General features: G+C 58.4%; 10 protein-coding genes. 7 read left to right on the top strand and 3 right to left on the bottom strand.

Annotated elements, in window-relative coordinates:
* Window positions 1-5: 5 nt before the first annotated feature.
* Entirely contained in the window at window positions 6-902 is an 897-nt protein-coding gene (locus H8S56_RS08675; RefSeq protein WP_024688678.1) for a DMT family transporter, read from the top strand.
* Here H8S56_RS08675 and H8S56_RS08680 read toward each other — a convergent pair.
* Complete coding sequence (locus H8S56_RS08680; protein WP_187518401.1) at window positions 892-2,115, bottom strand: class I SAM-dependent methyltransferase; 1,224 nt, start codon at window positions 2,113-2,115, stop codon at window positions 892-894. The two genes, H8S56_RS08675 and H8S56_RS08680, sit on opposite strands and share 11 nt — an antisense overlap.
* A gap of 276 nt (window positions 2,116-2,391) precedes the next feature.
* Between H8S56_RS08680 and H8S56_RS08685 the strand changes: the two genes are divergently transcribed.
* Both H8S56_RS08685 and H8S56_RS08690 read left to right on the top strand, forming a co-directional pair.
* Window positions 2,392-3,597 carry an alpha-xenorhabdolysin family binary toxin subunit A gene (locus tag H8S56_RS08685; protein WP_050586094.1) on the top strand — a complete coding sequence of 402 codons (1,206 nt, stop codon included), beginning with the start codon at window positions 2,392-2,394 and terminating at the stop codon, window positions 3,595-3,597.
* A complete protein-coding gene (locus tag H8S56_RS08690) occupies window positions 3,569-4,627 on the top strand; it encodes an alpha-xenorhabdolysin family binary toxin subunit B (RefSeq protein WP_235986763.1) in 1,059 nt (352 codons plus the stop codon). The genes H8S56_RS08685 and H8S56_RS08690 overlap by 29 nt, the downstream gene beginning before the upstream one ends.
* A gap of 54 nt (window positions 4,628-4,681) precedes the next feature.
* Here H8S56_RS08690 and H8S56_RS08695 read toward each other — a convergent pair whose 3' ends face one another.
* The gene (locus tag H8S56_RS08695) at window positions 4,682-5,299 is read right to left on the bottom strand and encodes a TPM domain-containing protein (RefSeq protein WP_024688682.1); all 618 of its coding nucleotides are present in this window, start codon (window positions 5,297-5,299) and stop codon (window positions 4,682-4,684) included.
* A gap of 27 nt (window positions 5,300-5,326) precedes the next feature.
* Entirely contained in the window at window positions 5,327-6,019 is a 693-nt protein-coding gene (locus H8S56_RS08700; RefSeq protein WP_187518429.1) for a TPM domain-containing protein, read from the bottom strand.
* A gap of 310 nt (window positions 6,020-6,329) precedes the next feature.
* Here H8S56_RS08700 and bglX point away from each other — a divergent pair, with 310 nt between their 5' ends.
* The 4 genes from bglX to H8S56_RS08720 all read left to right on the top strand — a co-directional run bounded on the left by bglX (window position 6,330) and on the right by H8S56_RS08720 (window position 14,439).
* Window positions 6,330-8,654: a beta-glucosidase BglX gene (bglX, locus tag H8S56_RS08705; RefSeq protein WP_187518402.1), complete on the top strand. Its 2,325-nt coding sequence runs from the start codon at window positions 6,330-6,332 to the stop codon at window positions 8,652-8,654.
* A gap of 75 nt (window positions 8,655-8,729) precedes the next feature.
* On the top strand, window positions 8,730-10,487 hold the full coding sequence (locus H8S56_RS08710; RefSeq protein WP_187518403.1) for a sensor histidine kinase: 1,758 nt from the start codon (window positions 8,730-8,732) through the stop codon (window positions 10,485-10,487).
* 6 nt (window positions 10,488-10,493) lie between these two features.
* Window positions 10,494-11,828 carry a sigma-54-dependent transcriptional regulator gene (locus tag H8S56_RS08715; protein ID WP_187518404.1) on the top strand — a complete coding sequence of 445 codons (1,335 nt, stop codon included), beginning with the start codon at window positions 10,494-10,496 and terminating at the stop codon, window positions 11,826-11,828.
* Window positions 11,829-12,057: 229 nt separating this feature from the next.
* Window positions 12,058-14,439 carry a PAS domain S-box protein gene (locus tag H8S56_RS08720; protein WP_187518430.1) on the top strand — a complete coding sequence of 794 codons (2,382 nt, stop codon included), beginning with the start codon at window positions 12,058-12,060 and terminating at the stop codon, window positions 14,437-14,439.
* The last annotated feature ends 164 nt before the right edge of the window (window positions 14,440-14,603 follow it).

The raw sequence follows: 14,603 nt of genomic DNA on the forward strand, positions 1-14,603 counted from the left end.
CAATCATGACGTCTCGCGAAAACATGGGTATGGCTCTGGGCCTGCTGGGCGTCATTATCTTCAGCCTGACGCTGCCGATGACCCGCGTGGTGGTGCAGGAAATGCACCCGTTGCTCAACGGCATTGGCCGCGCCTTGCTGGCAGCCATCCCAGCGGCAGCCTTGCTGTACTGGCGTCGGGAAAAGTGGCCCACGCTGCAACAACTCAAAGGCCTGTCGCTGGTGATTGCCGGGGTGATCATCGGTTTTCCGATTCTTTCCGCATGGGCCATGCAAACCCTGCCCGCCTCGCACGGCGCGCTGGTCAATGGCATACAACCGTTGTTCGTGGCGATCTATGCCGCATGGCTGTCCCATGAACGCCCCTCCAAAGCCTTCTGGGCCTGCGCCGCGCTGGGCAGTGCGCTGGTGCTGGGTTACGCGCTGATGAGCGGGGCCGGCAGCATTCAGGTGGGCGATCTGTGGATGCTCGGTGCCATTGCGGTCGGCGGCCTGGGCTACGCCGAGGGCGGTAGACTGGCGAAGGAAATGGGCGGCTGGCAGGTGATCTGCTGGGCGCTGGTGCTGTCGAGTCCGATCCTGCTCGGACCTTTCCTGTACATGGCAGCACAGCATCAAGGTCCCATCTCGATGAGCACCTGGTGGGCGTTCGGTTACGTTGCGTTCTTCTCGCAATTCATCGGCTTCTTTGCCTGGTACTCAGGCTTGGCGATGGGAGGCATCTCGCGGGTCAGCCAGGTCCAGCTGCTGCAGATTTTCTTCACCATGGCGTTGTCCGCGCTGTTCTTCGGTGAACATATCGAGCCGATGACCTGGGTGTTCGCAGCCGCCGTGATCGCGACCGTCGTGCTTGGGCGCAGGACAGTCGTCATCGCGCCCAGACCTGCCGCTGTCATCCGTTAAGAAAACCGTCTGCCACAAGCAGCGTTTCCAGACACTGCTCGGTAATCCCGTAAAACACCTTGAGTTCCTGAATGCGCGCCAGCAAGTGAGCGGGGTCGGCAGGCTCGGCACGCTTGACCGCCAGAATCATCTTGTTCTTGTTGGTGTGCTCCAGCGAAATGAACTCGAACACCTTGGTCTCGTAACCGCAGGCCTCAAGCAGCAAGGCACGCAGACTGTCAGTGACCATCTCGGCCTGCTGGCCCATGTGCAAGCCATACTGCAGCATGGGTTTTAGCAGCGTCGGACTCTGGATCTGCAGACGAATCTGTTTGTGGCAGCACGGTGAGCACATGATGATCGATGCGCCGGAACGGATGCCCATGTGAATGGCATAGTCGGTGGCGATGTCGCAGGCGTGCAGCGCAATCATCACATCCAGCGCGCTCGGCGCAACGGTGCGTACATCGCCATGCTGGAAAACCAGTCCTGGATGCTCAAGACGCGCAGCGGCGTTGTTGCACAGTGTCACCATGTCCTCGCGCAACTCGACACCGGTCACCTCGCCTTGCGCCTGCATGGTGTTGCGCAGGTAATCGTGAATGGCGAACGTCAGATAGCCTTTGCCCGAACCGAAGTCTGCCACCCTGATCGGCTGATCCAGCTTGAGCGGCGAAGAGGTCAGCGCGTGGGAGAACACCTCAATGAACTTGTTGATCTGCTTCCACTTGCGCGACATGGCCGGGATCAACTCATGTTGACGGTTGGTCACCCCAAGATCGGTCAGGAACGGACGGGTCAACTCCAGGTAGCGCTTCTTCTCGCGATCATGTCCGGCGGTGGGCGCCTCGCGTTCCTGTTGGGCCTTGCTCTTGAACAGCGTGCTTTTGCCTTTCTTGCTGAACTCCAGTTGAACTTCATCGGTCAGCGACAGCAGGTGCGCGTTCTTGAACGACTCGGGAATCAGGCCCGCAATGACCTCCATGGCCTCGGCAAGCGGGAAGTTCTTGGTGATGTCACGGGTCTTGTAGCGGTACACGAACGACAGGCAAGGCTGCTCACGGACCGTCAGCGGCTTGATGATCACCCGCTGCAACTCGGCCTCACTGCCCACGTATTTGGCCAGCACCAGCTTGATCAACGAGTTCTGGGACAGGCTGGTGTCCAGCAGGCCAAGAAATTGCGCACGATGATCCTGCGCGGCAGAGGATGGAGCGATGGGTGTCACGGACATCGAAAGGTGCCTCAAGCGTCCCGGCAGGGACTCGTAAAAAACAGGCATACATTTTAAGCGTGCCGACGCCTGTCAGGCATGACTATTTTCCATTCTGACGATGAACGATCGAGGGACGACGACTGTGCAATGCCCGTAAAAACGAATTTATCGCCTGTCACTATACAAATATATTAAATAGCCGAAAAACGCCGTTACAGTGAAACGTACTCACTCACGAAGTGCCGCAACACTGTCGAGAGCGCTTTTACTGAACTTGCACAAGGAACGTGCACCATGCATGAATCGATTCGTAAATCTGAAGCCCCCGAAAAACCCAAGGTCACGATAACGCCCACCGAATTTCTGAGAACCCTGGCGGAAGATGAAAAAAACAATGGCCGGGCGACCGCCCTTATTCTGACAAAAGAAGACATACTCAGCATCAAACGTTACGAAAGACACAGTTTGAACCTGCCCAACACGCTTGAGCGGGTGGAACAACAACTTGGTTTCACGAACAGTGGCATTTCCGGTCTTGAGCCTCAGGACCTGCTGCTGACCTACAGTGCAATCAACCAACATGCCAAAAGCTGGTCACCCATTGAAATTGATATAAAAGCCAACGGTTTCGATCTTGATCTTTTTGCCGGAGAATTTTCCAGTCAGGGCAAGCAGATTCTGAACTACGTCGACAAGATGGAACTCGTCAAACAACTCCAGCTTAGCGTTGCCGACCTGACCATCGAGACAGTGAAAAGCCTCAAGCCTGCTCAACTGGCAAAAACAGATAAGACGGTCTGTCTGTCATTGGCTGAGATGCTGAAAAAAATGGCGATTCAGATGGAAGCGCACAGAGAAGCGTCAAAGAAACTTGCCGACGATATCAAGCAGTTTGCTCACGTTCTTACCGTCGACCTGGTCCCAGGCATCAACGACAAAGTGCGGCTGGCCAGCCGATCGGATCTGGACGAGGACCTGATCGCACTTGAAAAAGAGATTGATCGTCTCACCGTCGACATCGATCAGAAGCACAAGGAATACGAGACCACAAAAACCCACATTGCCTTGGGACTTCTGGGCGGGATTGTCGGGCTTATTGTGACGGACAGCATATTCGGCGCCCAGGCGGAAACGATCCGCCGGAAGAAGAACCAGTTGATCACAGAAAAAAAGACCAAGCTGGAAACGTTCGGACAGAAGCGCCCACTCGCTGCCGCCATACGCAACCTGGAAGTCCTGTTCGAAGACATCAAGATTCGTATGCTGGATGCTCATCAGAGTGCAGTAAACCTGAGGGATCTCTGGACCATGCTGGCCACTTATGTCGATAACGCGGCCCGGCGCCTGGCGGATATCAGCGACGATCAGACGCTCCTGGACTTTGTATTGGAGTTCAAGAGCGTCATTACGCCGTGGGAAGAGATGAAGGGTATTACAACCCATCTGCTGCTGACCTTTGAACAGGCGCTGGATGAATTTTCAAACCAACAAAGCAAATAACCATAAGGATATGGACATCATGATGAATACAGGCGTCTCCCAATCTGACCCCTTTGCAGCACCCGACAAAGCAATCATGGAAGCGGCTCGTCAACACATACATACGCAGATAACGTCTTTGACGCTCGACTTTCTGCCTGCCATGAAAGATAAATTGCAGCCTTTGAAAGCGACCTTCAACGCGGCTGATTCGCAATTTGCGGATAACCTGGCCACAATAACGGCACAGTTAAAGACGTTCAGCCATGCGACTATCGACCAGAAACAGCAGCAGATAGAAGCGGACCATAGCCTGAGCGACGAGCAGAAAAATCAGGCCCTCAAGCTGCTGAACGCCCAAAGAGCGCGCCAGGTACTGGAACTTAATAATGTTTTAGCCAACGCCGCTCAGGCCATTTCACGCACCACCGACGAGCTTCAGCAGATCAATTTGCAACTCGCGGACAGCAGCCTCACAGAGACACTGCAACAGCAACTTGACAGTCTCACTCAGCAGTCTGACGGACAGAAAACCAAAATGGATACGGCGGCAGAAGATCGTCGTCTGCTGGATGAAACAGTCAAGACGTTTGAACAGTACAATCTGGCAGATCTATTCAAAGAAACGCTGCCGACGACTGAAGAGCTGTCGGTAATCGCCATTCCCTCGCCTCACCTCATGGCATTGCAACTCGGCATTGGGCGATTGCAGACGCTGCTTGGCAAACTCAGCGGCGCACTGAAATATTCCGACCTGATCGCCAAGCGTGACCAGATACGCGATCGCTACAACAACCTGCTGGCAGAATCCCAAACCGCGCAAAAAGAGGCGAAGGCGATTACCCGAAAACTGGAAGAACTGGCGACACTGGCAGCGCTGGACAATAGCAGGATCATTTGGGTTCAGCAGTCCAGAAAGCTCAGTGATTCGCTCTACCGCTTTCTGGAAAACGACTTGTCGACGGTCGAAGACCCGACCGTCGTCAATCAGCATGTGGATCAGTTCAGCGCATACATGAAGTCGATTTACAGCATCACACGCAACGTTTGAGTCTTGCTGAACGCCTACAGGCAGGTAAACGTGTTCACCTTTACCTGCCTGTTTTCAACCCAGCACCACCAGCCGATTGGGTAGCTCATTGCGGCCATGGGTGACCGGCACATGATCGGCCAACAGCTCGCCGCAAGCATGAATACACCCCAGAAAACCTTGCAGGGTCTGGCCGTTTCTGACCTGCTGGGTGAAGACATCGACCATCGCCTTCCAGGTGTCATCGTGAAGACGGCTCGCAATGCCGTGATCAACCAGGATCTCAACATAGCGTTCGGCTTCGCTGACAAACACCAGAATACCGGTCCCGTCATGGGTCTTGTGCAGGTTCTGCTCCAGAAACTGGCGCCGCGCCAGATTCCCCGCGCGCCAGCGACGCACCGACGCCGGAACGAGGTGTGCAGTGACCCTCGGAAGCCGGCACACCAGCGCGACGACAATGAAAGTCGACATCTGGGCCAGCATCAACTCGTCGGCACTCAACCACTGCAGGCAATAATTGACAGTGCCAGGCAACAGGAGACCGATCAGGCCTGCCCAGATTAAAGGCATGTACGCATAGTCATCGGCGCGCGCAGCCAGCACCGTCACCAGTTCGGCGTCGGTGCGTTGCTCGACGCGATCTATCGCTTGCGCCACTTGCCGTTGTTCATCTTTACTCAATAACGCCATGAAGTTCTCTTTTCTCGAATCCACCGGTTACCAGTTGCCAGAAGCACCACCACCGCCGAACCGGCCGCCGTCACGCTCACCGGCCTGCTCGCCCGGACGAAGGCGGCAGATAGAGCGCCGAATGCTGACCGCCACAATCAACATCACGACCAGGGTCAACACAATAGCCAATAGCCAGATCCTGACATCACTGATCGGATCTTCATAGCCCGCCAGCCTCACTGTCGGCTCAGGGTAGTCAGGGACCTGACCGCCCAGCGCCGTGATCACCGCCTGCGTACCGCGCTCGATGCCGCTTGCAAAACGGCTGTCATTGAACTCGGGAGTGATCAACATATTAATGATAAGCGACGATTGGGCATCGCTCAGACGCCCCTGCAGGCCAGAACCCACCTCCATGAGCACTTTGCGTTTGTCACGGTCGACCACCAGCAAGGCGCTGTTGGCCTTGCCGCCGCGCCCCAGATCCCAGGCATCGCCGAGTTGTGAACCAAATTCTTCGATGCTGGCGCCCTGCAGATCGCCCAGCGTGACGACGACTATTCGCTCACCGGAGGCCTGCTCGTAAGCGCGCAGCAATTTGGACAGCCGCACCGAGGTTTGACTGTCGAGCATCTGACCGGCATCCACAACGCTGCCGGTCATGGGCGGAAACACCAGCACCGGCTGCTCGGCATAGGCGCGAAATGCCGTACCCCACATCATTAATGCGTAGAACATCATCTGTGACACACACTTCAAATCAGACCTCCGGTACATTTTGAATCCATTGAAACGACACGCCTTACCCAAAACCCGCGTTCCCCGGCATAATCCCCCCGCCGACGCCATGCATCGGCCGCTCGTTGAGCGAGTCAGGATGTGTACCAAAATCAATCAAACCGAAGATTTTCGTACACACCCTGGAGAGAGACCGGGCAGCCACTACCCTTGCGCCGTGCTTGAACAATAACGCCAAAGGTCCATAACCCAAAAACTGGCTGTCGGATATTACACGCGAGTTGTAGCCAAAAGCCTTGAGAAATTATTCATGAATAAGCTGTGTTTATTAGGATTGCTGGTGGGGTTGGCCAGTCATTCGGTGATGGCCCAAAGCGCCGCCACCGTTGCCGCTCCGGCTCAATCTGTCGCTTCGGACAAGGCCACCTTGCAGGCCAAGAATGCGTTCATCAGCAACCTGATGAAACAAATGACCCTTGACGAAAAGATCGGTCAATTGCGCCTCATCAGCATTAGCGCAGAAATGCCACAGCCGATGATTCTCAAGGAAATTGCCGCCGGACGCATCGGCGGTACGTTCAATTCGATTACACGTTCAGAAAACCGCCCCTTGCAGGAAGCGGCAGTCGCCAAGAGCCGTCTGAAAATTCCGATGTTCTTCGCCTATGACGTGGTTCACGGTCATCGCACGATTTTCCCGATCAGCCTGGCGATGGCCGCCAGTTGGGACATGGACGCCATCGCCCTGACCGGCCGCGTATCGGCCAAAGAAGCCAGTGCTGACGGTCTGGACATGACTTTCGCCCCCATGGTCGACATTTCCCGCGATCCACGCTGGGGCCGCAGCTCAGAAGGCTTCGGCGAGGACACCTATCTGGTGTCACGCATCTCGGACGTCATGGTCAGGTCGTTTCAGGGCAAGAACGTTGCCGCGAACGACAGCATCATGGCGGCCGTCAAACACTTCGCCCTGTACGGCGCGGTCGAAGGCGGACGCGATTACAACACCGTGGACATGAGCATGACCCGCATGTACCAGGACTACCTGCCGCCATATCGCGCCGGTATCGACGCGGGCGCAGGCGGCATCATGGTTGCCCTGAACTCGATCAACGGCGTTCCGGCCACCTCCAACACGTGGCTGATGCAAGACCTGCTGCGCAAGGATTGGGGCTTCAAGGGCGTCACGATCAGTGACCACGGCGCGATCAAGGAGCTGATCGAGCACGGCGTGGCCAAGGATTACCGCGAAGCAGCCAAGCTGGCCATCAAGGCGGGCGTGGACCTGAGCATGAACGACGTGGCCTACGGCGAGCAATTGCCGGGGCTGGTCAAGGACGGCGAGGTTTCCATAAAGGAAATCGACAACGCCGTGCGTGAAGTGCTGGGTGCCAAGTACGACATGGGCCTGTTCGCGTCGCCATACGGGCGCATCGGCGTGGCTGCAGATGACCCTGCCGACACCTACTCCGACGACCGACTGCATCGTGCCGAAGCCCGCGATGTAGCACGCAAGACGCTGGTGCTGCTGAAAAACCAGAACTACACCCTGCCGCTGAAGAAGCAAGGCACCATCGCTGTGATCGGTGGCCTGGCGCAGAGCCACCTCGACATGCTCGGCAGCTGGTCGGCAGCGGGTCGCCCGAACCAGTCGGTAACCGTGTATGAAGGTCTGCAAAACGCGGTCGGTGACAAGGCAAAACTGGTGTATGCCCGCGGCGCGAACGTCAGCGACAACGAGCACATTCTCAACTACCTGAACTTCATCGAGAAGGAAGTAGAGATTGATCCGCGTCCGGCTCAGGAAATGATCGACGAAGCGGTCAAGGTGGCGGAGCAGTCGGACGTGATCGTGGCAGTGGTGGGTGAATCGCGCGGCATGTCCCATGAATCGGCAAGCCGCAGCAGCCTGACCATTCCGGGCAAGCAGCGCGACCTGATCAAGGCACTCAAGGCCACCGGCAAGCCACTGGTGCTGGTGCTGATGAACGGCCGTCCGCTGGTGCTGGTCGACGAACAGGAACAGGCTGACGCCATGCTCGAAACCTGGTTCCCGGGTACTGAAGGCGGCAACGCCGTGGCTGACGTGCTGTTCGGCGACTACAACCCATCGGGCAAGCTGGCCATGTCGTTCCCGCGCTCGACCGGGCAACTGCCGGTCTACTACGCGCACCTGAACACCGGTCGTCCGTACCACGAAGGCAAGCCTGGCAACTACACCTCGCACTATTACGAGGAGCCCAACGGCCCGCTGTTCCCCTTCGGTTATGGCCTGAGCTACACGCAGTTCGACGTCTCGGACATCAAGCTGTCGGACGCCAACATGCAGCGCAAAGGCAAACTGACCGCCAGCGTGACGGTCAAGAACACCGGCAAAGTAGCGGGCGCGACGGTCGTTCAGCTGTACCTGCGTGATGTCGCTGCCTCGATCAGCCGCCCGGTGAAAGAGCTTAAAAACTTCGAAAAGATCACGCTGGAGCCGGGTGAAGAAAAAGTCGTTACGTTCACCCTCAGCGAGAATGACCTGAAGTTCTACAACCCTCAGCTCAAGTACGCCGCCGAGCCGGGCGAGTTCAAGGTCATGATCGGTCTGGACTCCCGGGCAGTCAAAGAAGCGACCTTCAATCTGTTGTAATGACCGCGGCGGGTGCATTCATGGGCATTGCCCCATTAATGCACCGCCACGGTCTGTTCAGGCAGTGCACGTGACATGACGTTCAAGCATCGCTACTGGCGGCTCTCCCTGTATGTCCTGTTGATTCTGGCCGGTGCCGCTGTGTCGGCCGGACTGGCGATGCGTCAGGCACAACGTCATGCGCTGCTGGAGGATGTTTCTCGCGCCAGCGGGCAGCTCGCTCTTTACGCCAACACGCTGCACACCCTTATCGAACGCTACCGCGCCCTGCCCTCTGTATTGGCGCTGGACCCGGAGATTCGTGCGTCGTTGAGCGCTCCAGTGACCGACAGTGTTCAGAACGCGCTCAATCTGAAGCTGGAAAAAATCAATACCACGGCGCATTCCTCGACGCTGGAACTGCTGGACCGTCATGGCCTTGCCATAGGTGCCAGCAACTGGCAATCGCCTAACAGTTACGTGGGCCACAACTACGGCTTTCGCCCCTATTTTCTGCAAACCCGCGCTCAAGGCGTCGGGCGCTTTTATGCGGTCGGCGTGACCACAGGCATCCCCGGCTATTTCCTGTCCAGCGCAGTGCTGGACGATGCTGGCAGCTTCATCGGGGCCATGGTGGTCAAACTGGAATTCCCCAACCTGGAGCAGGAGTGGGGTCAGGGCAATGACCTGTTGCTGGTCAGTGACGACAAAGGCATCGTGTTCATCGCCAACCAGCCCGGCTGGCGTTATCGCGAACTGGAGCCAATCTCGGTCGAGAACCGCACCGAGCTGCTGCGTACCCGCCAATACGATAAAAAACCCCTCTCGCCGTTGCGCAGCAAGGTGCTTGACCGGCTGGGAGAGCACAGCCAGTTGCGCAGGGTCGATGCACCGCAGGGTACGGCTGACTACTTGTGGCAGTCCCTGCCGCTGCCCGACGAAAACTGGACGTTGCACCTGCTGCGCAAGCCGCCGACGGCCAATGAAGACATCCGCAACGCCGCAATCGCCGCTGCCGGTATCTGGCTGGCCATTGTGTTTCTGGGCCTGTTTCTCTACCAGCGCTGGCGCCTGGCCCGCCTTCGCGAACGCAGTCGGGACGAACTCGAACGCCTTGTTCAAGAGCGCACCCGCGACCTGCAAACCGCTCAGGACGGCCTGGTGCAATCGGCCAAGCTGGCCGCGCTGGGCCAGATGTCGGCCGCTTTGGCCCATGAAATCAATCAGCCGCTGACAGCCCAGCGCATGCAACTGGCAACGGTACGCCTGTTGCTGGATCAGGGACGCGTCGAAGAAGCCTGCAACGCACTCGTTCCCGTCGATCAGCAATTGACGCGCATGGCGGCACTGACCGGCCACCTGAAGACCTTTGCGCGCAAAAGCCCCAGCGGCCTGCGCGAACGGCTGGACATGGCCACCGTGGTCGATCAGGCGCTGCTGTTGCTGGACCCGCGTCTGCGTGAAGAACACATCGAGTGCGTGCTGCAGTTGTCCCGCCCCGCTTGGGTGCGAGGGGATGCCATCCGCCTGGAGCAGGTGTTGATCAACCTGTTGCGCAATGCGCTGGATGCCATGCGCAACCGGACACCTGCCCGCCTGGAGGTGCGCATTGAATCTATCGCGGACCAATGGTGCCTGAGCGTCAGCGACACGGGCACAGGCATTGCGCCGGAAAACCTGTCCCATATCTTTGACCCCTTCTTTACCACCAAACCGGTCGGTGACGGGCTGGGGCTAGGGCTGGCGGTGTCGTCTGCGATCATTCACGAACTGGGCGGTCAACTGACTGGACACAACCACGCCCACGGCGCCGTGTTTTCATTCAGCCTGCCAAACGACTTTCTGGAGACCTGACCCGGCATGTTGAACTCGGTCATCGTAGTAGACGACGAAGCGCCCATCAGGCAGGCCGTCGAGCAGTGGCTGACGTTGTCGGGCTTTACCGTGCAAGTTTTTGCCCGCGCCGAAGAATGCCTGGCCCGGCTGCCCGAGCACTTTCCGGGCGTGGTGCTCACTGACGTGCGCATGCCGGGCATCAGCGGCCTTGACCTGCTTGCGCGTCTGCAAGACCTGGATAAAGACTTGCCCGTCATCCTGCTGACTGGCCATGGCGATGTCCCCATGGCTGTCGAAGCCATGCGCGAAGGTGCCTATGATTTCCTGGAAAAGCCGTTCAGCCCGGAAACACTGATCAGCAATCTGCGCCGTGCGCTGGAAAAACGACAGCTCGTTCTGGAGAACCGCCGCCTGCACGAACAGGTCGACGCCCGCACTCGGCTGGACGCCACACTGCTGGGCATGTCGCCGAGCCTGCAGACCTTGCGACGCCATGTGCTGGAGCTGTCACAGCTGTCGGTCAACGTCATCATTCGCGGCGAAACCGGCAGCGGCAAAGAGCTGGTCGCTCGCTGCCTGCACGACTTCGGCCCACGCGCCAGCAAGCCGTTCGTTGCGCTCAATTGCGCCGCCATCCCCGAGCACCTGTTTGAAGCCGAGTTATTCGGCCATGAGAGCGGCGCGTTCACAGGCGCTCAGGGCAAGCGCATCGGTCGGCTGGAATATGCCGACGGCGGCACCGTGTTTCTCGACGAAATAGAAAGCATGCCGATGGCGCAGCAGGTCAAGCTGCTGCGGGTGCTGCAAGACAAGCGTCTTGAACGGCTGGGCTCCAACCAGAGTATCGAGGTCGATCTGCGGATCATTGCCGCCACCAAGCCCGACCTGCTGGAAGAAGCACGCGCCGGACGCTTCCGCGAAGACCTCGCCTACCGGCTCAATGTGGCCGAACTGCGCCTGCCGCCGCTGCGCGAACGACGTGAAGACATTCCCCTGTTGTTCAACCACTTCGCACGTGCCGCCGCCGCGCGCATGGGCCGTGAGGCAGCGCAGGTCAGCGCAGCACGCCTGAGCCAGTTGCTCAGCCACGACTGGCCAGGCAATGTGCGCGAGCTGGCCAACGCGGCCGAGCGCCAGACACTCGGTCTGACACAGCCGGATTCGGACACTCCCTTCGAGCTCACTGGCCAGTCCCTGGCCACACAGCAGGAAGCCTTCGAAGCTCAGTGCCTGCGCGCGTCGCTGACTCGCCACAAAGGGGATATCAAGGCCGTGCTCAATGAACTTCAGTTGCCGCGCCGTACGCTTAACGAGAAAATGCAGCGACATGGCCTGATGCGGGAAATGTTTCTCGGCTAACGCGCTAACGCATGGAAATACCTGAACAACTTGCTCGGAACGAAGCGAACATTTTCAAATACGCCGGGTCTGCATACTGTCACGCCGCCTTCGGTCGTGATGGCTGGATACGGGCAAGGCAAAATGACATCATGCCAACCTTATTCTTCCAGCCAATCTCAGCAGTCCGAAAGATGGGGCATTTTCTACCGTGAATACTCCCCTCGACCTCCCACTGGGTGGCGGCGAAATGGGCCGGCTGATCCGAGAGACAGACTGGTCGACGTCTGCCATGGGAACCAGGGACACATGGCCCTCGGCGCTGATGTCGTCGATGAACCTGATGCTCAGTTGCCCGGACAGCATGTACCTGCTGTGGGGGCCTGAGTTCACACTGTTCTTCAATGACGCGTATCGCTCAGTCCTGCCGATGGCCGCCGAGCAGGCTCAGGGCAAACCGATCGCGGTCGTCTGGGGCGACGCCTGGCTGGATGTGCGGCATCTTGCCGAGCAGGCACTGGCAGGCCGAAGCTGTCGATCCGACAACATCCAGCGCACCGTGACCCGCGACGGCAAGTCCGTCCAGACCTGGTGGTCGCTCTCCTACTCGCCGCTGTATGGCGACACCGGCCTGATCGAAGGCGTGTTCTGCCGCGTCAACGAAACCACATTGCAGGTGCTGGAGCTGGCCCGCCAGAGCGAGAGTGAAGCCTTTACCGAGCGCGTGCTGTCGAGCATCAATGACTGCATCAAGGTCCTCGATCTCGACTCACGCCTGACGTTCATGAGCGAAGGGGGTCAGCGCATCATGGAAGTCAGCGACTTCAACGCCATTCGCGGCTGCCCGTGGCCGGACTTCTGGCAAAACCAGGGCAACCTCGATGCCATCGCTGCCGTCGAGGCCGCGCGAGCAGGCAATAGCGCCAACTTCATGGGTTCGGCGCAAACCATGTCCGGCACCCTCAAATGGTGGCACGTGCAGGTCAGCCCAATATTCGGCAAAGACGGCAAGCCGGAAAAAATCCTTTGCGTCTCCCGCGACATGACGCAATTGCGAGACGCTGAAGAAGCGCTGAAATCGCTCAACGAGTCGCTCGAACAACGCGTGGTAGAACGTACCCGGGATCGCGACCGGATCTGGCGACTGTCGACGGACCTGATGCTGGTGGCGCAATTCGACGGCATCATCACGGCCGTCAACCCGGCCTGGACAGAGGCTTTGGGCTGGTCGGAGCAGGAACTGCTGAACAGCCAGTTCCTGACACTGGTGCACCCCGATGACGTGGAGAGCACACTGGGGGCCATGAGCGGGCTGGAGAGCGGCCAGAACATTCCGCACTTCAAGAATCGATACCGCCATCTCGACGGGTCGTATCGCACGATTGCCTGGACGGCGGTGCCGGACACGCATTTCATCCATGCCGTGGGGCGTGATATTCAGGCCGAAGAAGAGGCAAACGAGGCGCTGAGACTTTCACAGGATGCGCTTCACCAGGCGCAGAAACTGGAAGCCATTGGTCAGCTCACCGGCGGCGTGGCGCACGATTTCAATAACCTGTTGACCGTGATCCGGTCCTGCAGCGACCTGTTGAGGCCTGCCGACCTGGATGAAGCCCGCCGCATAAAGTATGTCGAAGCCATTTCAACCACCGTGGACCGCGCCGCGCGCCTGACTGGACAGTTGCTGGCGTTCGCCCGCCGCCAGGCCTTGCAGCCGGAAGTGTTCGACGTGGGTAAAAGCGTGTCGCGTATCGGGGAAATGATGGACACCCTGACCGGGTCGCGCATCCAGGTCGACATTGAGGTGCCTGACGAGCCGTGTTTCATTTTCGCCGATGGCAGCCAGTTCGACACGGCGCTGGTCAACATGGTGGTCAACGCACGCGATGCGATGGCAGGCTCTGGCCGTCTGACGATCAAGGTTGAACGATGCGCCTGCCCGTCCAGTGAACTGACGTCTTCGCTGAGCGAGGGCGACTACGTGACGGTGTCGCTGACCGACACGGGCTCAGGCATCGCCCGCGAAAAACTCGGGTTGATCTTCGAGCCGTTCTACACCACCAAAAGCGTGGGCCAGGGCACGGGCCTGGGCCTGTCGCAGGTATTCGGTTTCGCCAAGCAGTCCGGTGGAGAAGTGTTGGTCGAAAGTGAACTGGGCAGCGGCAGCCGCTTCACCCTGTGCCTGCCCAGCGCTCAGGCGCACGAAGCCGATCCCGAAAACGAAAACCCTGCACTGAGTGCTCTGCCCGGTTTGTGCGTCCTGATGGTGGAAGACAATCAGGATATCGGCACCTATACCTTGCCCATGCTCGAACAATTGGGCTTTCAGGTGGTCTGGGTAACGAGTGCAAGCGAGGCACTGAATGAGCTGCGCGGCAATCCCGAAAGCTTTCACGTGGTGTTCTCGGACATTGCCATGCCGGGCATGAGCGGTCTGGAGCTGTACGCCGAGATCGAAGCGCGATATCCGTGGATGCCGGTGGTGCTGACAACCGGCTACAGCACCGAATTCGCCCAGTTCGCTCAGGATGAATCACATCGCTTCGACCTGTTGCAAAAGCCTTACGCGCTGGAAGACCTCGCAGCCCTTCTGCACAAGGCCGCCTCGCGCAGCACCCGGCAGGAGGAGTGAACCCGGCGTCATGAAAGGCTCGCGATGAGTACGTTGAAAACCTGCGGTAGCCAGAGGGTGTTGTTTTCGAAAGGAACACCCGCCACACACCTCGTTATTTGCATGCTTCTGGACTGCCGTACGCAAGGAGGAATGTAGATTCGTAAACTGGCTGCGGGCATGTT

Source organism: Pseudomonas triticifolii (assembly GCF_014358015.1).
Lineage (GTDB): Bacteria > Pseudomonadota > Gammaproteobacteria > Pseudomonadales > Pseudomonadaceae > Aquipseudomonas > Aquipseudomonas triticifolii.